This window comes from Paenarthrobacter sp. 22069 (assembly GCF_052046035.1).
Lineage (GTDB): Bacteria > Actinomycetota > Actinomycetes > Actinomycetales > Micrococcaceae > Arthrobacter.
Genome location: NZ_JBQEQF010000007.1, coordinates 58,469 through 78,859, shown reverse-complemented (window position 1 = coordinate 78,859; position 20,391 = coordinate 58,469). Strand labels below are relative to the sequence as shown.

Below are 20,391 nucleotides of genomic sequence, written 5' to 3'. Positions count from 1 at the left end.
CGTACCGTGGCAGGATGGGCATATCGGAGGATCCGCCGGATTCCCCGAACGATGAAGGAGGGAAACCAATGGCAGGCCAGGAGCAGCAGCAGCCGCAGTCACGTGACACCCAGGTCGACGAAGACATTCCCGAGGCACCCCCGGCACCGCCCGAGGCCAAGGCGTCGGCGTCCACGGAGGGCGTAGACGACCTCCTCGACGAAATTGACGGCGTCCTGGAATCCAACGCCGAGGAGTTTGTCCGGGCGTTCGTCCAAAAGGGCGGCCAGTAACCCGGAGCCGGGAGGTGGCGGAAGCCGCGGACGGCCGGGATCTGTACCAACGTTGAAGTACCACGTTCAAGGAGTGATGAGTGCAGGAATCAACCGCCAACCAGGTAGCCGCCAACGCCACCTCGTCCTTTACGGAGCACCTGCAACGGGACCGGCCGGAGTTACTGCCGTTCAACCGGTCCCTTCAGGGTGGCGCGTCGGCAGCTGCCCCGCTGCAGGTTCCCCATGCCACCACCATCGTGGCGATGAGCTACGGCGGCGGTGTCCTCATGGCGGGCGACCGGCGGGCCACGATGGGCAACGTCATTGCCAGCAGGCACATTGAGAAGGTCTTTCCGGCAGACCATTTCTCGGTCCTTGGCATTGCCGGGACAGCCGGCATTGCGATTGACCTGACGCGGCTCTTCCAGGTTGAACTCGAGCACTACGAAAAAATCGAAGGCACCCAACTCAGCCTCGAGGGCAAGGCGAACCGGCTGGGGGCCATGATCAGGGGGAACCTGCCGCTGGCCCTCCAGGGGCTCGCGGTAGTGCCCCTCTTCGCCGGCTTCGACACCAGCGCCGGTGTCGGGCGGCTGTTCTCCTACGATGTCACCGGAGGCCGGTACGAGGAACACGAACACCACACGGTGGGCTCGGGCTCAGTCTTCGCACGGGGCGCCCTGAAGAAGCTGTGGCGGCCCAACCTCAGTGCAGCCGAAGCCCTGTCGGTTGCCGTGGAATCCCTGTACGACGCCGCCGATGACGATTCCGCCACCGGCGGACCCGACACCGTCCGGCAATTGTGGCCGGTGGTCTACACCGTGGACAGGACCGGCGCCCGCCGGGTTCCGGAAGCCGAACTCGCCACTGCCTCGCGTGCCGTGATTGAGTCACGCACCATCGCCGGACGGGAGGCCTGAGATGACCCAGCAGTTCTACGTGTCGCCCGAACAGCTGATGAAGGACCGCGCGGATTTCGCGCGGAAGGGCATCGCCCGGGGCCGCTCGGTGGTCGTCATCAGCTGCGCGGAGGGCATCGCTCTGGTTGCCGAGAACCCGTCTCCCTCGCTGCATAAGATCGGCGAGATCTATGACAAGATCGCGTTCGCCGCCGTGGGCAAATACAACGAATTCGAAAGCCTTCGCCAGGCCGGTGTCCGCTACGCAGATGTCCGCGGCTACTCCTATGACCGCGAGGACGTCACCGCCCGGGGCCTGGCGAGCGTTTACGCCCAGAGTCTCGGCGCCGTCTTCACGGCGGAACAAAAGCCTTTCGAGGTGGAGCTTGCCGTGGCCGAGGTGGGCCCCACGCAGGCTGAAGACCACCTCTACCGGCTGACATTTGACGGCTCGATCGCCGACGAACACAGTTTTGTCGTGATGGGCGGCCAGGCCGACCGGGTCTCCTCCGCCATTGAAGCGGGATGGCAGGCGTCACTGGGTTTTGCGGACGCCGTGCGGCTCGCACTCAAAGGTCTTACACCTGCCCAGGAGGGTGAACAAACGGCGGCACCGTTGCCGCCCGGCGCACTCGAGGTGGCCGTCCTGGACCGGCTCTCCGAGAGCTCCCGCGGCTCCCGGCGCGCCTTCCGCAGGCTCAACGACGCGGACATCACAGCACTGCTTGCCTAGGAGGATCAGATGGACAAGAGAATCTTCGGCATCGAAACCGAGTTCGGGATCTCCTATTCGAGCCCCGACTCCAGGCCCCTTGCGCCCGAGGAGGTGGCGCGGTACCTGTTCCGCAAGGTGGTCAGCTGGGGTCGCTCTTCCAATGTCTTCCTGACCAACGGCTCACGCCTGTACCTCGACGTCGGATCGCACCCCGAATACGCCACCGCAGAGTGTGACGACCTCGCCCAGCTGATAGCCCACGACCGGGCCGGCGAGCTCATCCTGGACGACCTCGTGGATGAGGCCCAGGCGCGGCTGGCCGCAGAAGGGTTCAACGGGACCGTCTACCTGTTCAAGAACAACACCGACTCCGCGGGCAACTCCTACGGCAGCCACGAGAACTACCTGATTCCCCGGCGCGGGGAATTTTCACGACTGGCCGAAATCCTGATTCCGTTCCTCGTCACCCGCCAGCTCATTGCGGGCGCCGGCAAAATCCTGAAGACGCCGCACGGGGCCACATATGCCTTCTCCCAGCGGGCCGACCACATCTGGGAGGGCGTCTCGTCCGCCACCACCCGGTCCCGGCCCATCATCAACACCCGGGACGAGCCCCACGCGGACGCCGAGTTCTACCGGCGGCTGCACGTCATCGTCGGGGACTCGAATATGTCTGAGGCGACGGCACTGATGAAGATCGGCACCGTGGACCTTGTCCTCAGGATGATCGAAGCCGGCGTGATCATGCGGGACATGAGGATGGAGAATCCCATCCGAAGCATCAGGGAAATTTCGCATGACCTCAGCGGTCGCGCCCTGGTGCGCCTGGCCAACGGCCGCCAGCTGACTGCATTGGAGATTCAGCAGGAGTACCTGACCAAGGTCACTGCCTTCGTGAAGGAGCACGGCGCGCACAACCCCCATGTTCCCGCGATCCTCGACCTGTGGGAGCGGACGCTCCGTGCCATCGAATCAGGAGACACCCGGGGCATCGATACTGAAATCGACTGGGCCATCAAGAAGAAGTTGATGGATAACTACCGCGAACGCCACGGCCTTGGCCTGGATGCACCACGGATCGCCCAGCTCGACCTCACGTACCACGACATCTCCCGCAGCCGCGGCCTCTACTACCTGCTGCAGTCCCGCGGGGCGGTGCGGCGAATCGTGGACGACACCGTCATCAAGGGCGCCGTGGACGCTCCGCCGCAGACCACCCGCGCAAAGCTCAGGGGCGACTTTGTCCGCCGAGCCCAGGAACTGGGACGCGACTACACAGTTGACTGGGTACACCTGAAACTGAATGACCGGGCCCACCAGACGATTCTGTGCAAGGATCCGTTCCGCAGCGTCGATGACCGTGTGGATGCCCTCCTGGACTCTATGGGCTGACGTTCAGCTTCAGGGTCTATTCTGGATAAGGTCCTTTTAACGGGACCTTTCCACGGCGTTGTACGCCGCGACGTGCAATACCGTATCCACCCTGCCCCGACGAAAGTTTTCCTACGTGCGCCGACTACTAGCAATACTCCTTCCTGGCCTGCTGCTCCTGACCGCCTGCGGAGGTACAAGCTCCCAGCCGGAGCCCAGCAGCCAGTCTGCCGGGGAGACTGCAAAGTTCGACTCCCTCAAGCTGACCGACAACGGGGACAAGAAGGCCCCTGGCGTGGACTTCGACAAGCCGCTCACCGTTACGCAACCCACCGTCAAGGTTGTTTCCGAAGGCAGCGGCGACCGCGTGAAGGCAAACCAGGTAGCGAAGATCTCCATCCTGGCCCTAAACGGCACGGACGGATCCCAGCTTGAGGATACGTTCCCCAACGAGCCTGAAAGCCTGGAGCTGAACGATGAGCTCAAGACCAGCAGCGCCGTCATCTATAACGCCTTTGTCGGTGCCAAGGTAGGGTCCAGCCTTGCCCTGGCCGTCCCCGGCAAGCAAAGTGCATCCCCGGCAAGTCCCAGCCCGTCCGACGGCGCCAGCCCCAGCCCGAGCGCGGCCGCCGAACCCAGCCAGCTGCTGATCATCAAAGTACTCTCCGCTTCCGACCCCACGCCTGTCCTGGACAAGCCCCAGGGTGAGACCGTGAGCCCGCCGGCCGGCCTTCCCACCGTGACGGAAAAAGACGGCGTACCGGAGATCAACGTTGCTGGTGCAGCGGCCCCGACGGCCCTCGTATCCCAGGACCTGATCAAGGGCACCGGCGCTGCCGTGAAAGAGTCCGATACGCTGACAGTCAACTACGTCGGCGTCAACCTTTCCGATGGCACCAAGTTCGATTCCAGCTTCGACCGCGGCCAGCCCGCCACCTTCCCCCTTACGGGCGTCATCAAAGGCTGGACCCAGGGCCTCGCCGGCAAGACCGTGGGTTCCCGCGTCCTGCTGGTCATCCCCAAGGACCTGGCCTACGGCGACGCTGGCCAGGGGCAGGCCAAGGGCGACCTCGTCTTCGTAGTGGACATCCTCGGGGTCAAGTAGCAAGACTTACAGGGACGCCGCGTTCCTTTCGCGGCACCCATCACTCACACGCATAGGAGCAAGCATGTCGTTTGGACAGCGGGAATTTGACCGCCAGAAGCCCGAGATCGACTTCCCGGAGGGTGGCGTACCCACGGAACTGGTCATTACGGACCTCATCGAGGGCACCGGCCGCGAAGCCAAGGCCGGGGACACCGTCTCCACCCACTACGTGGGCGTTGCCTGGTCCACCGGCGAAGAGTTTGACGCGTCCTGGGGCCGCGGCGCGCCGCTGGACTTCCGCGTAGGCGTCGGCCAGGTCATCCAGGGCTGGGACCAGGGACTGCTCGGCATGAAGGTCGGCGGGCGCCGCCGGCTGGAGATCCCCTCCGAACTGGCCTATGGCTCGCGGGGTGCCGGCGGGGCCATTGCCCCCAACGAGGCCCTGATCTTTGTGGTTGACCTCGTGGACGTCCGCTAACCGGTCCCCAAGTACACGCCGAAGCGCGGCAGCACGGGCAGCATCAACCTCCCGTCCTGCCGCGCTTTCTGCTTTAAGCGGGCAGTTTAGTAACGTAACCAAGGTGTCCGTATCCCGCACCGAACGACTCCTCAACCTGCTGATCGCGCTGCTCAACACCCGCTACGGCCTGCGCCGCAGCGAACTGCGCGACAAGGTCTACCACGACACCTCCGGCAACGACGTCGCATTCGGGCGGATGTTTGAGCGGGACAAGAATGACCTGCGGGCGATGGGCTTCGACGTGGAAACCCTGACCGACCTGGGCTGGAGCGAGGACGATCCAGCCACCACGCGGTACCGGATCGGCAAGGAGTCCAACCGGCTTCCGGACGTCCAGCTTGGGCCGGAGGAATGGACAGTCCTCCTGCTGGCCTCCCAGCTTTGGGAGCGTGCCGCACTCGGATCCGCCGCCCAGAGCGCCCTGCGGAAACTCCAGGCATCCGGCAAACTGGCGGACGTTGAACTGCCTGCCGGGGTCCAGCCACGGATAAAACCGGCCGGCCAGGCCTTCGACGACATCGTCACCGCCATGCACGCCCGGCACCCCGTCACGTTCACCTACCTGGCCGGCAGCACCGGCAAGGAGGAAACCCGCACTGTCGAACCTTGGGGACTGGGCAGCCGGTTCGGCCAGTGGTACCTCATGGGCTACGACCGCGGCCGGCAGGCTGCCAGGCATTTCCGCCTCTCCCGCTTCACCAGTGCCGTCACCACGCTGGCGCGGGAGCACTACGTCCCGCCGGCCGACTTCAGCATCCGGGCCGAGCTCGCACGGCTGCCTGAACTGCCGCTCCGCACCGCCGTCGTGGATGTCCCCAACGGGCGCCTGCTGGCACTGCGGGCACGCGCCGTGGAAGCTGCCAGCCAGCCGGCCCCTGGCAACCCGCCCCGGGGACACGACCGGGTGGCGCTGGAATACCGCGATCCCGAAGTGTTCGCCGAAGAGCTGGCGTCGTACGGCCCCGATGCCCTGGTAGTGCAACCCGCAGACCTCCGCCAGGCCGTACGACGCCGCCTGCAGGCCGCATTCGACTTCAGCACCGCACCCCGGCCCTCCTACGCCTTCCCGGGCTCTGCCCCTGCCCGGACGGTGCGCAAGGGCACCTCCGAGGAACAGCTCAAGCGCATGCTGCAGCTGGTCCCGTTCCTGGTCCACAACCAGGGCCTGCACATCCAGGACGTCGCTGACCACTTCGGCGTCACCAGGGAGGAACTGGAAGCCGACCTCCGGATCCTTATCTGTTCCGGCCTGCCCGAAGGGTATCCGGACGACCTGCTGGACATCCAGTGGGAGGACGGCCACGTCTTCATCACCCAGGACCTCGACCTGAAGAAGCCAGTCAGGTTCACTGTGGCGGAAGCATGTGCCCTGCTGACCGGGCTGGAGACGCTGAACGGCCTGCCCGACCTGCCGGGCGGCGGCGCCCTGGAATCGGTCACTTTGAAGCTCCTTGCCGCAGCCGGGGAGGAAGGACTGCGCGCCGCCTCCATTGCCGGCCCCCAGGTTGCCCCCGCGGACGCCACCACCCATGCCACCGTCCGCCGCGCCATCGAGTCCGGGTCCCAGCTCCACCTGACTTACCTCTCACCGCAGCGGGATGCCGTCACCGAACGCGACGTGGACCCGCTGCGGCTCTACTCCCTTGACAACACCTGGTACTTCGAAGCCTGGTGCCACCTGGTGGACGGGCTCCGGAACTTCCGGCTGGACAGGGTCCGGGAGGTACATCCCAACGGCGCGCCCGCCAGCAGGCAGGCGGCACCCGAAGGCGGGGTTCCCGCCAAGCTATTCACGGCGAACGACGACGACACCGTGGTCACCGTCCAGCTCACCCGGCAGGGCAGGGGGCTGGCGGACGACTATTACGCGGCCCGCAACGCAGAACTGCCCGACGGCGGACTGGTCGCCGAGATCCGCTTCGGCAACACTGCGTGGCTGCCGATGTTCGTGGCGCAGCACGGCGGTTCGGCCCGGATCCTGGCCCCTGCCGGACTGTCCGACGCCGCACGGGACTGGCTGGCGGCGGCGCTGGCAAGGTACGCCGGATAGACTTCTCAGCATGCCTTGGTGGTCCTGGATTCTCATATGGGTGGCGCTGGTCGCCGTGTCCCTGCTGTTCTATGTCCTGCTGGGCATCCGTCTCTTCCGCCAGTTCATGGCAACCGTGAAGGACCTCACCGCCGCCGGCGGGAAATTGGGGCACATCGAGCCTGCTGAAGCACCGGTCGAAGCCGCCGATCCCGGCCGGCCGCGGCCCGGGTCTGCCGTTTTTGCCTCGCCCGCTGTCATGCGACATGATTACGAGGCATCCAAATCGGCCCGGCGCGAAGAACGGCGCCGCCGGCGAGTGCAGCGAAAGAAAGACCGGGGTCAGCCGCAGGCGCTCGGAGATCTCGACTTCACATAGAAGTAGGATGTATTTAGAGGAAAGGATTTCCCGTGGGAAGACTCTTTGATGGCCCCTGGCCGATCGTAATCATCATCGTTGTTGCGTTGCTTCTGTTTGCCGCGCCCAAACTTCCGGCCATGGCCCGCAGCCTCGGCCAGTCCATGCGGATCATCAGGTCCGAGGTCAAGGAAATGAAGAACGACGGCAAAACCGACTCCACCGAGGCCAACGGCCCCGTGGAAGGCACCATCGTGAACCACCCCAAGGCGAAGCCCGGTGAGCCGACAGACGGCACTGACGTTCCGCCGTCAACCCGCGCCTGACCTCCCGTGGCACTGTCGCGGGCCCGTAAAGCCAACCCCGAGGGGCGCATGTCCCTCTGGGAGCACCTCAAGGAGCTGAAGAACCGGCTGATCAAGTCGGCCATCGGCGTCGTCATCGGCGGCATTGGGGGCTGGATCCTTTACGATCCGCTGCTGAAGGCCCTGGCCGAACCGGTCAGCCGCATCTCGGAGGAGACCGGGGGCCTCGCCGCCATCAATTTCGGAACCATTGCGTCGCCGTTTGATTTCAAGCTTCAGATGTCCTTGCTCATCGGGGCCGTCATCTCCAGTCCCATCTGGATCTACCAGCTCTGGGCCTTCATCACCCCGGGGCTGACCTCCAAGGAACGGCGCTACACCCTGGGCTACATGGCCGCCGCCATACCGCTGTTCCTTGCCGGCATCTGGGTTGGCTGGCTGGTTGTCCCGCAGGTGGTCCATGCGCTGACCCAGTTCACTCCTGCCGGCTCCTCGAGCGTGATCGATGCACGGACTTACATCGAGTTCGTCACCCGGATGGTACTGATGCTCGGCCTGGCCTTCCTGGTCCCCGTGGTGCTGGTGGGCGTCAACATGGCCGGCCTCGTGTCGGGCCGCACCATCCTGAAGGCCTGGCGCATCACGGTGTTCCTGGTGTTTGTCCTGGCGGCAATCGCCGCTCCGGGCGCGGATGCCATCTCCATGTTTATGCTCGCCGGGCCACTGCTGGCGCTGTTCTTCGCCGCCATCGGCATCTGCATCATGAACGACAAACGCCGTGAACGGCGGCAGGCCCGGCAGGTGGAAGAGACCGAGGCCACAGCGGACATTGCCACCCCCGGAAGTGAACTCAAGAAGCTCTAGGCTGCCGTTAGGCTTGGAGTATGTCCTCCACCACCGGCCCCTTCTCCGCGGGACCCCTAGATCCTGAAGAGCTGTCGCCCGCTGAGCGGTACCGTGCCAGCGCCGAACGCAGGGCCGAGGCCGCCACGTATCTGGGAGCGTTCACCCTGACCCTGGATTTCGAGCTCGATGACTTCCAGCGGCAGGCCTGCCGCTCCCTGCAGGAGGGCAGGGGAGTCCTGGTGGCCGCTCCCACCGGCGCCGGCAAGACGATTGTCGGGGAGTTCGCGATCTACCTCGCACTGCAGCGGGGCCTGAAGGCCTTTTACACCACCCCCATCAAGGCCCTCAGCAACCAGAAGTTCAGCGAGCTCGCCGTGAAATACGGTGCAGCCAACGTGGGCCTTTTGACCGGGGATACCAGCATCAACGGTGACGCGCAGGTGGTAGTCATGACCACCGAAGTCCTGCGGAACATGCTCTACGCCGACTCCGCCACGCTGGATGATCTTGGATACGTGGTCATGGACGAAGTCCACTACCTCGCCGACCGGTTCCGCGGCGCAGTCTGGGAAGAAGTCATCATCCACCTGCCCAGCGAGGTGCAGGTGGCATCGCTGAGCGCAACCGTCTCCAACGCCGAGGAATTCGGTGCCTGGCTGGACACTGTCCGCGGGGACACGGACATCGTCGTCTCCGAGCACCGCCCGGTGCCGCTGTGGCAGCACGTCATGGTGGGCCGGCAGATCATGGACCTCTTTGCCGGGGAAACCACCTTCGACGAAATCGCACCACCCGTTGAGGAAGAGGACCGGCAGCCGGACAGGTCCGGCAAATCCCGCGACGGCGCCAAGGGCCGCGGGTTCGACGTCAACCCTGACCTGCTCGCGGTGGCCCGCAGCGAAAGCCAGCAGAGCTTCCGCAGCCGTCCCGGACCGGGAGGGCGCGGCCGGCGGGGCAACGGCCGCCCCGGCCGCGGCAGTGAGCCAGGGGGAGTGCGGCCGGCCAGCCGCCCGCAGGTCATTGCCAGCCTGGACAGGATGGACCTGCTGCCTGCCATTACCTTCATCTTCTCCCGCGCGGGGTGCGAGGCAGCGGTGGCCCAGTGCGTCAGTTCCGGCCTGTGGCTGACCACCGAAAAAGAGCAACGGATCATCGCCCAACGCGTCGATGAGGCCGCCATGGACATTCCGCCGGACGACCTCGATGTCCTGGGTTTCTGGACCTGGCGGGACGGGCTCCTCCGCGGTTTCGCTGCCCACCACGCGGGAATGCTGCCCACCTTCAAGGAAGTGGTGGAAGGTCTTTTCGCCGAGGGCCTGGTCAAAGCGGTCTTTGCCACCGAGACCCTCGCCCTGGGCGTCAACATGCCGGCCCGCTCCGTGGTGCTGGAAAAGCTCGACAAGTTCAACGGTGAAGCGCACGTCGACATCACCGCGGGAGAGTACACCCAGCTGACCGGACGGGCCGGGCGCAGGGGCATCGACGTCGAAGGCCACGCCGTGGTGCTCTGGCAGCCCGGAACAGATCCGACGGCGGTGGCCGGCCTTGCGTCACGCCGCACCTATCCGTTGAACTCAAGTTTCCGGCCCACCTACAACATGAGCATCAACCTCCTGGCGCAGTTCGGCCGGACCCGGGCACGCGAAATCCTCGAGTCCTCTTTTGCGCAGTTCCAGGCGGACCGCTCCGTGGTGGGGCTTGCCCGGCAGGTGCGGAGCCGCGAAGAGTCCCTCGCCGGGTACGCCAAGTCCATGACCTGCCACCTGGGTGACTTCACGGAATATGCTCGGCTGCGCAGGGAACTGACCGACGCCGAAAACGGCACGTCCAAGGCCAAGTCCCGGGTGCGGAAATCGCTCAGCGATGACTCCCTGGCCCGCCTGCTGCCCGGGGACGTGGTCAACGTTCCCGGCGGACGTGCGCCGGGTCCCGCCGTCGTCCTCAGCTCCGACCACAACAGCCGCGAGCCCCGGCCCGCCGTGCTCACATTGGACAACCAGCTGCGCAGGATCGGCACGGACGACCTTGAGGGCCCGATCGCGCCCGTGACCCGGATCCGTATTCCCAAATCCTTCAACGCGAAAGTGCCCAAGTCGCGGCGTGACCTTGCCTCGTCCGCGCGGAACGCCTTGCGGGAGAACCGTGCCCCCGCCCCGGGCCAAAACCGCAACCACGATTTCGGCCGGGCGGCTGCGCTGCCCAACCAGGAGAAGCGCATCGCCGACCTTCGCCGTGCGCTGCGGGCCCACCCCTGCCACGGCTGCAGCGAGCGTGAAGACCACGCCCGCTGGTCGGAGCGCTGGTGGAAGCTGCGCCGGGAAACGGACGGCCTGGTCCGCCAGATCCAGGGCCGCACCAACACCATCGCCAAGACCTTCGACCGGGTCTGCGATGTCCTGTCGTCCTACGGGTACCTGGAGGATGCGGGCGACGGCCGCCTGAACATCAGCCCGGACGGGCAGCGGCTGCGCCGGATCTACGGTGAGAAGGACCTGCTGATCTCCCAGTCCCTGCGGCTGGGCGCGTTCAATGACCTCGACGCGGCCGAGGTGGCGGCCCTCGCCAGTGTGCTGGTGTACCAGGCCAAGCGTGAGGACCGTGGGCTGCGGCCGCGGATGCCCAGCGTCTCCCTCGAAACCTCGGTGGACATCGTGGTCAGGGAGTGGTCCGTGCTCGAGGACGTGGAAGAGGAGAACAAGCTGCCGCTGACCGGCGAGCCAGAGCTGGGCCTTGTCTGGCCCCTGTATAAGTGGGCCCGCGGGCGGCACCTGCAGGACGTCCTCAACGGTACCGACCTGGCCGCCGGCGACTTCGTCCGCTGGGTCAAGCAGGTGGTGGACCTCCTGGACCAGCTCGCCAAGATTCCGGGCCTTGACCCGCGGCTGGCACGGCTGTGTGCCGAGGCCATCAACCTCATCCGCCGCGGCGTCGTGGCGTATTCCTCCGTTCTCTAGTTCCGCTGCACCCGTCCGGTAATTCCCGGCGTGCCCCTACCCCCAGGAGTCCTGCCCGTTATGCCCCTTCCCGATGCCACGTCAGACCCCAAGGCCACCTCCCGGCCCGCTCCGGTGCTGTACCGGAACGGATCCGTGTACACCGCGGCGGACCCCTTCGCGACGGCCATGCTGGTGGATGGCGACACCGTCGCGTGGGTTGGCTCCGAGCAGGCGGCTTCCTCCATCGCGGACAGTTCCATGGATATCATCGACCTGCGCGGGGCCCTGGTCGCGCCGGGATTCGTGGACTCGCACATGCACCTGACCGAAACCGGAATCGCCCTGGAGTCGTTGCAGCTCCGGACCGCCGGCTCGGCCCGCGAACTTCTGGACGCGGTCGCCGCTGCCGGCGGCGAGGGTCCGGTGCTCGGCCACGGCTGGGACGAGAGCACCTGGGCGGATCCCACACTGCCGGGCGCCGAAGAACTGGAGCGCGCGTCCGGCGGCAGGCCGGTATACCTCTCGCGCGTGGACGTGCATTCCGCATTGGTTTCGACGTCGCTGGCCCAGTCAGCGGACCTTGGCGGCAAGGACGGCTACGACGGCGGCGCGCGGGTAACGCGTGCCGCCCACGAAGCTGCCCGGCTGGCGACGCGGCAGATGCCGCAGGACTCGCTCAGGCGGCACCAGGCCCGTGCCCTGGCGGAAGCAGCGGCCAACGGGTACGTTGCGCTGGCCGAGATGGGTGCACCGCACATCGGCGGCTCCGGGGACCTCAGGATGGCGGCAGGCTGGAACGACCCTGAAACGGGTGGTTCGGCCTATCCGGAGGTCCTGCCGTACTGGGGTGAACTGGTTTCCACGGAGGAACAGGCGCGGGCGCTGGTTGCGCAGTTCGGAGCAGGGCTCCGCGGGCTGGCGGGCGACTTGAACATGGACGGATCGCTCGGTTCCCGCACGGCTGCCCTTCGCTCCGGTTACAGTGACGCCGCGCAGGAACGTGGCACCCTCTACCTGGCCGTTGAGCAGGCTGCAGCCCATCTTGCCGCCTGTTCCCTCGCCGGGATCCAGGGCGGGTTCCATGTCATCGGCGATGCCGGCCTCGATGCCGCCCTCGAGGCACTGGACCTTGCGGCCCGGGAAGTGGGGGAGCAGAAGGTGCGGGCCGCAGGCCACCGGTTTGAGCATGTGGAGATGGCTGATGCCGCGGCCGTGGCAAAGCTGGCCCATTATTCCGTCACCGTCAGTGCCCAGCCGTCCTTCGACGCAGCGTGGGGCGGAGCGGACGGCCTGTATGAGCGCCGGCTGGGTGAGCGGAGCCAGGCAATGAATCGGTTCGCCGCCTTCTACTCGGCCGGCGTGCCGGTGTGCTTCGGCAGTGACAGCCCCGTCACGCCGCTGCGCCCCTGGTCAAGTGTGCGGGCCTGCGTGGAGCACCACAACCCGGACGAACGCATTTCCGCCCGCGCGGCGTTCCTGGGGCACACCCGTGCAGGGTGGCGGGCCGCACGGCACCCGAACCCCATGGCCGGGCAGCTCGTACCCGGGGCGCCTGCCAGCTTTGCGGTGTGGGACGTGGAGGAATTGATGGTCCAGGTGGCTGATGGGCGGGTCCAGTCGTGGAGTACCGACCCGCGGGCCAGGACACCGCTGCTGCCGGCCCTGGACACCGGTTCGGATCCGGTGTGCCTGCAAACCGTGAAAGATGGCACCGAACTGTTCGCCAGCCCCGCCCTGCGTTCCTGACCCAGGAATCCTCCGCCCTATAATGGGGAGTTGCGCCCCGCGCCGGCATGTCCGGCTTCCGGTGCTCCGACCACATCCACCAGGAAGGCCTTTTGTGCGCGTCCTTACGATCATTCCCACCTACAACGAACTGGAATCGCTGCCCAAGACGCTCCAGCGCCTTCGCAAGGCCGTTCCGGCGTCGGACGTGCTGGTGGTCGATGACAACAGCCCCGACGGCACCGGCCAGCTCGCCGACGGCTTCGCCGCCGAGGACTCCCAGGTCCACGTCCTGCACCGCAAGGGCAAGGAAGGCCTGGGCGCCGCCTACATCGCCGGGTTCAAATGGGGCCTGGACGCCGGCTACGACGTCCTGGTGGAAATGGACGCAGACGGCTCCCACCAGCCCGAACAACTGCCCCAGCTGCTCGAAGCCGTGGAGCAGGGCGCCGACCTGGCCATGGGCTCCCGCTGGGTTCCCGGCGGCAGCGTGGTCAACTGGCCCCTGTACCGCCAGGCGATCTCCCGGGTGGGCAGCGCCTACGCCCGGCTGATGCTCGCCCTGCCGATCAAGGACGTCACCGGCGGCTACCGCGCCTTCCGCAGGACCACCCTCGAAAAACTCAACCTCGACCAGGTCGACTCCGTCGGCTACGGCTTCCAGGTGGACCTGGCCTGGCGCGTGGCCAAACTGGGCCTGCGCATCGAAGAACGCCCCATCACCTTCGTCGAACGCGAACTCGGCGCCTCCAAAATGAGCGGCAACATCGTCATCGAAGCCATGATCAACGTCACCAAATGGGGACTCACCGCCCGCTGGAACACGCTTCGGCGCCGCGGCTCCGCGGACAGGAAATAGACCCGGAGACTGCCATCCTTTCGTGCCACCGACAAAGAACTGCCCCGGCATCCCGATGCCGGGGCAGTTCCTTTGTTGAGAGCGCGGCCGCAATCAGTTGTTGTTGGCGGCGTTGCGGTTATCCGTACGCCAACGGATGCCGGCATCGATGAAGTCGTCGATCTCGCCGTCGAACACCGCTGACGTGTTGCCCACTTCGTGTTCGGTGCGCAGGTCCTTGACCATCTGATACGGGTTCAGGACATAGGAACGCATCTGGTCGCCCCAGGACGCCTTGACGTCGCCAGCCAGGGCCTTCTTCTCGGCGTCCTCCTGCTCCTTCTTCAGCAGCAGGAGCCGCGACTGCAGGACGCGCATGGCAGCGGCACGGTTTTGCAGCTGGGATTTCTCGTTCTGCATGGAAACTACAGTGCCGGTGGGAATGTGGGTCAGTCGGACCGCGGAGTCGGTGGTGTTGACCGACTGGCCGCCCGGGCCGGACGAACGGAACACGTCCACCCGGATCTCGTTGTCCGGGATCTCGATGGAGTCTGTCTGTTCAATCAGCGGGATGACTTCCACTGCGGCGAACGAGGTCTGGCGGCGGCCCTGGTTGTCGAACGGGCTGATCCTGACGAGGCGGTGGGTGCCGGCTTCCACACTCAACGTGCCGTAGGCGTAAGGCGCTTTGACTTCGAACGTGGCAGATTTCAGGCCGGCCTCCTCCGCATAGGAGGTATCCATAACGGTCGTGGGGTAGCCATGCCGTTCAGCCCAGCGAAGGTACATGCGGAGCAGCATCTCTGCAAAGTCCGCCGCGTCCACGCCCCCCGCGCCCGCGCGGATTGACACCACGGCTTCGCGCTCGTCGTACTCGCCGGACAGCAGTGTCACGACTTCCAGTTCCTTGAGGGCCTTCTTAATGGACTCGAGTTCGGTGGCGGCCTCCCCCATCGAGTCGGCATCGTCCTCGTCCTGCCCGAGTTCCACCAGGACTTCCAGATCGTCAATCCGGGATTCGAGCTTGGTGAGGCGTTCAAGCTCCGACTGGCGGTGTGAGAGGCGGGAGGTGATTTTCTGGGCGGCCGCGGGATCATCCCACAGGTCCGGTTCCCCTGCCCGTTCGCTGAGTTCGGCGATGTCTTCCTTGAGTGTCTCCACATCGCTGACGCGTTCGATGGACTCGTAGGTGGCGCGGAGCGCACGGATTTCAGCGGAAAAATCAATATTGGCCATGGTGGTTTAAGCCTACGCTATCGGTGGATACGGCCCGGCGCGCAGGTACGTCGGGGCGCCCGACCCCGGCGGGTCACGCCTGCACGGGGCTGGCAACTATAGAGTCAACTGTTCGTCGCGTCATCCGTTCACCGGGTCAACCGCGAACGCGCGGTCGATGTTGCTTCAATGCGGATACCGTCGGGAATCAGGAAGTTGACCACGGGCGGGTGCACGGCGGCGGACAGGACCACCACGGCGGTGGAACCATCCGGTGTTCCCGTCTCCCCTGTCACGGCCAGTGCGGAAAAACGCTGGGATGCAGGACTTCTGGCCACAAAGTCGGCAGCCACGTTACGGACCCGGGCAGGATTGAGTACAGCTGACGGGGTTCCACCTTGTGAGCCGACCTCGCCCAGTGTGTAGCTGTCGGCAGCTGCAAGGGACGCTCCATCCGCAAGTGACAGCAAGCGCTTGTGCTCCAAGTAGACGGCGGAGATGCCCATGACCACTGTCGCGACCAAGAGTGCAAGGAGAACGTAGCCAAGAATCATCACCAGCACCTGTCCGCTGTCATCCGGTTCCCTGCGGTTCACCTGTACCTGCCCACGATTTGGGTGGAAGAGGCTTCCACCCGGGTGGCCGTCAGCCCTTCGGCGAAGGGTACGAACGGAAGGGGGATGGTGAGGCTGACGGTCACTGTCACGGTCGTCCCGGCAGCCTGGCAGTCGGAGGGATTGCAGGTGGTGACCAGGCTGGCCCGTTCTACCTGGTGGCCGAAGTCGGAAAGCGCGAGGGCCACGGCCTGTTCGGCAGTCGACTGGGCGGTCGAAGCATCGGGCTGGGCAACATACACTTTCGCGGCTTGGTCCGCGGCGCCCACGACGGCGAAGGAGCCGCCCTGGATCTGGCCGACGGTAATAACAAAATAGACCAGCGGGACCATGAGCAGGAGGGCAAGGAATACGAACTCGACCACCGCGCTGCCTTGTTCGTCTGTCGGGGGCTGCCTGGAGCCTGATTCCTCCCCGCCTGCCAGCCACCGCAACACCCCGTCCATTCCACAACCCTCAGCCGTCTTCCGGAAAATCACCTGCCCTGCCCCGCCGCCTGCCCGTGCCAGCCCTGTGCGATGTTCGGTGGAAGCAGGAGGTGGATTGTGCCTGGACAACGGATTGAAGCTGGAGAGGTCAGGGTTGGACAGCAGCATGGCCCCTCACCTCCAGCATGTCCCTCGGGCCGATCAACCCGATGACCGGCATGGGAGACCGAACTGTGACCTCAAGGGTGCGCATCCCCTGCACCGTCACTTCCCGGATACTCACCTGTTCAGCAAAGCTCTGGTTCAGGGCTGTACCAATGAGGCTCCTTGTCCGCTCCTCGGCATCGGAGGCGCTGCGGTCAGCAAGCGCCCCGTACCGCGCACCGGACGCAGCAGCATCGATAAGGGTATTCCGGACATGCAACACCAGCGTCAACTGGATGACCGCGAGGAAGAACATCGTCAGCAGCCCACCGACCAAGACGAAGTCCACTACCGCTGAACCCTGCTCACCCGGCCGGGCCAGCTCCGGCGGCGCCCCCAGGCCGGGAGCGTACGCTCTCATGGATCAGTTCCCCACCTTGTCCATAGCCTGGTTGAACATGGCCTCAAGGGCTGGTCCGGCAAGCGCAAGCAGGGCCGCAACCAGGACCGCGGACATCAAGGTGATCATCACCCACCCCGGGACGTCACCGCGCTCAGGGTTATCACCGGCGCGGGACGGTGATAACGGAACGCTCCGGAGGACGTGAAACCGGTAGCGTCGAAGGCGCCGCGACCTTGCGGGGCTGGTCCGATTGGGCTGCAGTAAGGCCGCGAGGCCTAGAAGCAGCATCAGCCAACGGGTTCCCATGGATTTCATCGTGCGTCCTGTCTGGTTGCGGAATGGGAGTTTGGATAGGTACTCAAAGCTGCGGGCTTCCGTTCCTTTTGCCGTTCAGAAGCCCAGATTGATGGCGGCGATGCCGGGAAAGACCGCAAACACCACGGTTAGGGGAAGGACTCCAAAGACCAGCGGGACCATCATTGCGATCTCTTTCTTGCCTGCAGCCTCCATGAGGTCCCGTTTAGCTGAATCACGTACGTCTTGTGCCTGCGCACGAAGCACGTCCGCCAGGGGTGTCCCCCTTTCCACCGCGACAATGATGCCGTCAACGAACCTGACCAAAGGCGGGAGGTCGGTGCGGGCGGAGAATTCCTGCAGGGCGAGGACCAAAGGCTTTCCAGCCCTTGTCTCAGCGAGAATCTTTGAAAATTCCTTTGAAAGTTCACCGGTGGCGCTCCGACAAACGCGGTCCAATGCTCCCGTTGCGCTCTCCCCTGCGCCCACGGCGAGCGCCATGAGCTCTGCAAGGCTGGGAAACTCTGCCATCATCCGCCCTTCCCGGCGGCGGACTTGAACGCCGAGCCAATAGTCCCGAAGCACGAAGCCGCCCGCAGAGCTGCCGAGGATCACTGCTGCCGCAAGAACAGGGCTGAACCTGCCTGCTGCTGCTCCCAGAAGGACGACCATCAGTGCGGCGACAAAACTGGCCGCAGCCCACAGCAACTGCTCTGCACGGAAGTCGAGGGGTGATTTATTGATTCCTGCCTGCGCGAGTCGCCGCCCGGTAGCCCCCGGCGAGGGATTGAGCTTCCCCAAAGAGGAGATCCAATCCTTCAAGACAGGACGGAGGATCCGTCCAAGGGGGCCGAAAGGAGTCAAGTTCTGCTCACCCGCCACCAGGAGGCGCGATTCCAGGTTGTGCGACTTCAGCTGGGGCTCAATACGTTCAGACAGCGTCATGGCGCGCATTGGAGGCGCCCGGAAGATCACGAGCCATAGCCCAAGACCAAACCCGATGCCGCAGATCACTGCTGCAGGGCTAACCATGATCATCGGAGCACTCTTTCATCCTGCGGCAGGGCACCAATTTTGAGCATTGCGGTGTAGCAAATGAGTGACACCACCAGGCCGCCGAGCAGGACCGCGGCGCCCACGGGCGTGTTGTAGGCCCTGATGGCTTCAGGCCTGGTCGAGAGCAGGATCATCACGATCCACGGCGCCGCAACGGCCAGCCGCGCCGCACTGATGGTCCACGACTGCCGCGCCTCAAGCTCACTTCGGGTACGGGAGTTCTCCCTGAGGAATTCGGCAAGCGTGCCCAGGAGCTTCCCCAGGTCCGAGCCACCCACTTCCCGTGTCAGCCGGAGCGCCTCGACAATGCGGTCAGCCACCGGGTCCGCCAGCCGCTGCTTAAGTTTGTTCAGGGAGCCATCAAATTGGCCGCCGGCCCGGTAGTCGGCACCGAACTCACGAAAGATGGGACGCAATTCCTCAGGACCCTTATCGCCAAGCTGAATGAGGGCCTCAGGCAGGGGCAGACCCGCCCGGATGGCGGATCGAAGGTGGTCGACGACGTCGGGCCAAAGCTGGCGCAGCATTGCCCTTCTCTTCTTCGCCCGCCATCGGAGGACAGTGATTGGCAACCACGTACCGAATAGCCCGAAACAGACGGCAAGGGGCCACGAGCGGCTAAACCCGAAGAACACGAGTGCAACGAAAGCCCCGAGCCCCAGGCACGTGCCGACCAGGCCACGGACTGAGACCTTATCTACACCCGCCCCGGCGAGCAGCTCGGCGAGGCGGCCAGGCTTGCGTTCCCTGTTTCCGCGGTCGGGCACTTCCCAACAGGACCACCAAATAAGGAAGAGACCGATACCCGCGGTGGTGCCCATGAGAGCGGACATCATCGCGGATCCAGCAGTGCGGCCACGTCATAGCCTGCCCGTGAGAATTTCTCTGCCGCCGGCATGGCGTTGGCGCAAGCCTGCAGGACTCCGTTGTCCAGGGCGAAGACTAACGACGACTCGATGATGCCATTTTCCACACGCCGGCCCAGCGAAAGGATCTGGGTGACCTGCCGCGTTCCATCGGGGTGCCTGCTGCAGTGCACCACGAGGTCTATACAGGAGGCGACCGTCGGCACGACGAAGGCGCTGGAGATGTTGTCCCCTGCGAGTAGCGGCAGCGTGCAGATCTTGGTGACGGCATCATGGGCCGAGTTAGCGTGGACGGTGCACATGCCCGGAAGACCGCTGTTGAGTGCTATCAGCATGTCCAGGCTCTCCGCTTCCCGCACCTCCCCCACCACCAAGCGGTCCGGGCGCATTCGCAACGCTTCCTTCACCAACCGGCGGAGCGGAATTTCACCTTCACCTTCCAGGTTGGGTTGGCGGCATTGAAGACCTACCACGTCCCTGAGCGGAAACTGCAGTTCGAAGATCTCCTCCACCGTAATGACGCGTTCCCGGCTTCCAATGCTGGCTGCCAGGCAGTTCAGCATGGTTGTCTTGCCTGCCTGGGTCGCTCCTGATACCAGGATGTTGAGTCCGCTGGATACTGCGGCACCGAGAAAGCGCGCCGACTGCGGTGTCAGTGTTCCCAAATCGACAAGATGTTCGAGCCGGCTGGCCTTCACAACGAACTTGCGGATGTTGACGGCCCAATGACGGCGGGTTACATCGGGAATCACAACATGCAGTCGTGAACCGTCCGGCAAAGCGGCATCGACGAACGGTGACGACATGTCCAGTCGTCTGCCGGAGCTTTTAAGCATCCGCTCCACAAGGTCCCGCACTTGCTGTTCCGAGAGGCTCAGCGAAGTCAGCTCGGACTCGCCGTTGCGCGCCACATAGATCTCATTGGGTGCGTTGAGCCAGATTTCCTCCACCGTGGGGTCATCCAGGAGCGGCTGAAGTACTCCAAACCCTGCCACCGCATCGAAGAGGAACCGCCGGGCTGCATCAAGCGGACCCAGCGGCGGAAGCGGTCCCAACAACGCGCGCTCGTCATAGTCCGAGACCGCGGCTTCGACCAACCGGCGGACCTCGCCTGCCTGCCTCAACGGATCCAGCCCGCGGCGGCGGATCAGCTCGCGGACTTCGTCCTCGACTATTCCCAGCGCGTCCATTTGTCCCCCAAACGACTGCCGCCCCCGGCGGAGGCAGTGCGACTGGGTCCAGCCTAAGTAGAGGTGACTCCGGCAACAAGTCATCGATGCAGCAATGTGGATAAACAGGAACGTGCAGGATTCGGGCAGGACCTCAAGATTTGGCATGGACCTGCGCAAGATTCACACGAGTAACATCAGAATCACTAGTTACCCCAGTAACACTGGTGCTAAGGTGAGCGCGTTATTTATCGAAATAGCACTATCAGGTGCCTTCCTGGGGGAATTCGCCTGAGCAGTATCCAAAGAGGCGCTTTGG

21 protein-coding genes are annotated in these 20,391 nt (G+C 65.0%); 13 read left to right on the top strand and 8 right to left on the bottom strand.

Annotated features, from left to right (window positions below; translation table 11 throughout):
• Window positions 1-68 precede the first annotated feature (68 nt).
• The 13 genes from ACTJK0_RS07435 (at window position 69) to ACTJK0_RS07375 (ending at window position 13,904) form a co-directional block, all read left to right on the top strand.
• The gene (locus ACTJK0_RS07435; protein WP_110543000.1) at window positions 69-272 is read left to right on the top strand and encodes a ubiquitin-like protein Pup; all 204 of its coding nucleotides are present in this window, start codon (window positions 69-71) and stop codon (window positions 270-272) included.
• A gap of 80 nt (window positions 273-352) precedes the next feature.
• Window positions 353-1,174, top strand: coding sequence for a proteasome subunit beta (gene prcB / locus ACTJK0_RS07430; protein ID WP_110542999.1), 822 nt, complete (start codon window positions 353-355; stop codon window positions 1,172-1,174).
• 1 nt (window position 1,175) lies between these two features.
• A complete protein-coding gene (gene prcA, locus ACTJK0_RS07425; RefSeq protein ID WP_110542998.1) occupies window positions 1,176-1,886 on the top strand; it encodes a proteasome subunit alpha in 711 nt (236 codons plus the stop codon).
• A gap of 9 nt (window positions 1,887-1,895) precedes the next feature.
• The gene (gene pafA / locus ACTJK0_RS07420; protein WP_110542997.1) at window positions 1,896-3,260 is read left to right on the top strand and encodes a Pup--protein ligase; all 1,365 of its coding nucleotides are present in this window, start codon (window positions 1,896-1,898) and stop codon (window positions 3,258-3,260) included.
• A 115-nt stretch (window positions 3,261-3,375) separates the two neighbouring features.
• Window positions 3,376-4,344, top strand: a complete 969-nt coding sequence (locus ACTJK0_RS07415; protein WP_440744752.1) for an FKBP-type peptidyl-prolyl cis-trans isomerase — start codon at window positions 3,376-3,378, stop codon at window positions 4,342-4,344.
• Window positions 4,345-4,408: 64 nt separating this feature from the next.
• Window positions 4,409-4,804 (top strand): FKBP-type peptidyl-prolyl cis-trans isomerase, encoded by a 396-nt coding sequence (locus ACTJK0_RS07410; RefSeq protein WP_110542995.1) that lies wholly within the window; start codon window positions 4,409-4,411, stop codon window positions 4,802-4,804.
• 103 nt (window positions 4,805-4,907) lie between these two features.
• Complete coding sequence (locus tag ACTJK0_RS07405) at window positions 4,908-6,896, top strand: helix-turn-helix transcriptional regulator (protein WP_440744751.1); 1,989 nt, start codon at window positions 4,908-4,910, stop codon at window positions 6,894-6,896.
• 10 nt (window positions 6,897-6,906) lie between these two features.
• Window positions 6,907-7,254 carry a hypothetical protein gene (locus ACTJK0_RS07400; RefSeq protein ID WP_110542993.1) on the top strand — a complete coding sequence of 116 codons (348 nt, stop codon included), beginning with the start codon at window positions 6,907-6,909 and terminating at the stop codon, window positions 7,252-7,254.
• A gap of 32 nt (window positions 7,255-7,286) precedes the next feature.
• Window positions 7,287-7,559: a Sec-independent protein translocase subunit TatA gene (tatA, locus tag ACTJK0_RS07395; protein WP_043455943.1), complete on the top strand. Its 273-nt coding sequence runs from the start codon at window positions 7,287-7,289 to the stop codon at window positions 7,557-7,559.
• Between the two features lie 48 nt (window positions 7,560-7,607).
• On the top strand, window positions 7,608-8,402 hold the full coding sequence (tatC, locus tag ACTJK0_RS07390; protein ID WP_110542992.1) for a twin-arginine translocase subunit TatC: 795 nt from the start codon (window positions 7,608-7,610) through the stop codon (window positions 8,400-8,402).
• Between the two features lie 20 nt (window positions 8,403-8,422).
• Entirely contained in the window at window positions 8,423-11,338 is a 2,916-nt protein-coding gene (locus ACTJK0_RS07385; protein ID WP_110542991.1) for a DEAD/DEAH box helicase, read from the top strand.
• Window positions 11,339-11,398: 60 nt separating this feature from the next.
• A complete protein-coding gene (locus ACTJK0_RS07380) occupies window positions 11,399-13,066 on the top strand; it encodes an amidohydrolase (protein ID WP_440744750.1) in 1,668 nt (555 codons plus the stop codon).
• 94 nt (window positions 13,067-13,160) lie between these two features.
• Window positions 13,161-13,904 (top strand): polyprenol monophosphomannose synthase, encoded by a 744-nt coding sequence (locus ACTJK0_RS07375; protein ID WP_440744116.1) that lies wholly within the window; start codon window positions 13,161-13,163, stop codon window positions 13,902-13,904.
• A gap of 93 nt (window positions 13,905-13,997) precedes the next feature.
• Here the strand turns inward: ACTJK0_RS07375 and prfB are convergent, their stop codons facing one another.
• From prfB to ACTJK0_RS07335, 8 genes are all read right to left on the bottom strand, one after another.
• Window positions 13,998-15,119 (bottom strand): peptide chain release factor 2, encoded by a 1,122-nt coding sequence (prfB, locus tag ACTJK0_RS07370; RefSeq protein WP_110541097.1) that lies wholly within the window; start codon window positions 15,117-15,119, stop codon window positions 13,998-14,000.
• 128 nt (window positions 15,120-15,247) lie between these two features.
• Window positions 15,248-15,652: a pilus assembly protein TadG-related protein gene (locus tag ACTJK0_RS07365; protein WP_110542061.1), complete on the bottom strand. Its 405-nt coding sequence runs from the start codon at window positions 15,650-15,652 to the stop codon at window positions 15,248-15,250.
• 38 nt (window positions 15,653-15,690) lie between these two features.
• A complete protein-coding gene (locus ACTJK0_RS07360; protein WP_440744117.1) occupies window positions 15,691-16,308 on the bottom strand; it encodes a TadE/TadG family type IV pilus assembly protein in 618 nt (205 codons plus the stop codon).
• Complete coding sequence (locus tag ACTJK0_RS07355; RefSeq protein WP_440744118.1) at window positions 16,289-16,705, bottom strand: TadE family protein; 417 nt, start codon at window positions 16,703-16,705, stop codon at window positions 16,289-16,291. The genes ACTJK0_RS07360 and ACTJK0_RS07355 overlap by 20 nt, the downstream gene beginning before the upstream one ends.
• A 3-nt stretch (window positions 16,706-16,708) precedes the next feature.
• Window positions 16,709-17,002 (bottom strand): hypothetical protein, encoded by a 294-nt coding sequence (locus tag ACTJK0_RS07350; RefSeq protein ID WP_110541099.1) that lies wholly within the window; start codon window positions 17,000-17,002, stop codon window positions 16,709-16,711.
• Between the two features lie 75 nt (window positions 17,003-17,077).
• Window positions 17,078-18,019, bottom strand: a complete 942-nt coding sequence (locus tag ACTJK0_RS07345) for a type II secretion system F family protein (protein ID WP_110541100.1) — start codon at window positions 18,017-18,019, stop codon at window positions 17,078-17,080.
• Window positions 18,016-18,873: a type II secretion system F family protein gene (locus ACTJK0_RS07340; RefSeq protein WP_440744119.1), complete on the bottom strand. Its 858-nt coding sequence runs from the start codon at window positions 18,871-18,873 to the stop codon at window positions 18,016-18,018. The genes ACTJK0_RS07345 and ACTJK0_RS07340 overlap by 4 nt, the downstream gene beginning before the upstream one ends.
• The gene (locus ACTJK0_RS07335; RefSeq protein WP_440744120.1) at window positions 18,870-20,093 is read right to left on the bottom strand and encodes a CpaF family protein; all 1,224 of its coding nucleotides are present in this window, start codon (window positions 20,091-20,093) and stop codon (window positions 18,870-18,872) included. The genes ACTJK0_RS07340 and ACTJK0_RS07335 overlap by 4 nt, the downstream gene beginning before the upstream one ends.
• Between the last annotated feature and the right edge of the window lie 298 nt (window positions 20,094-20,391).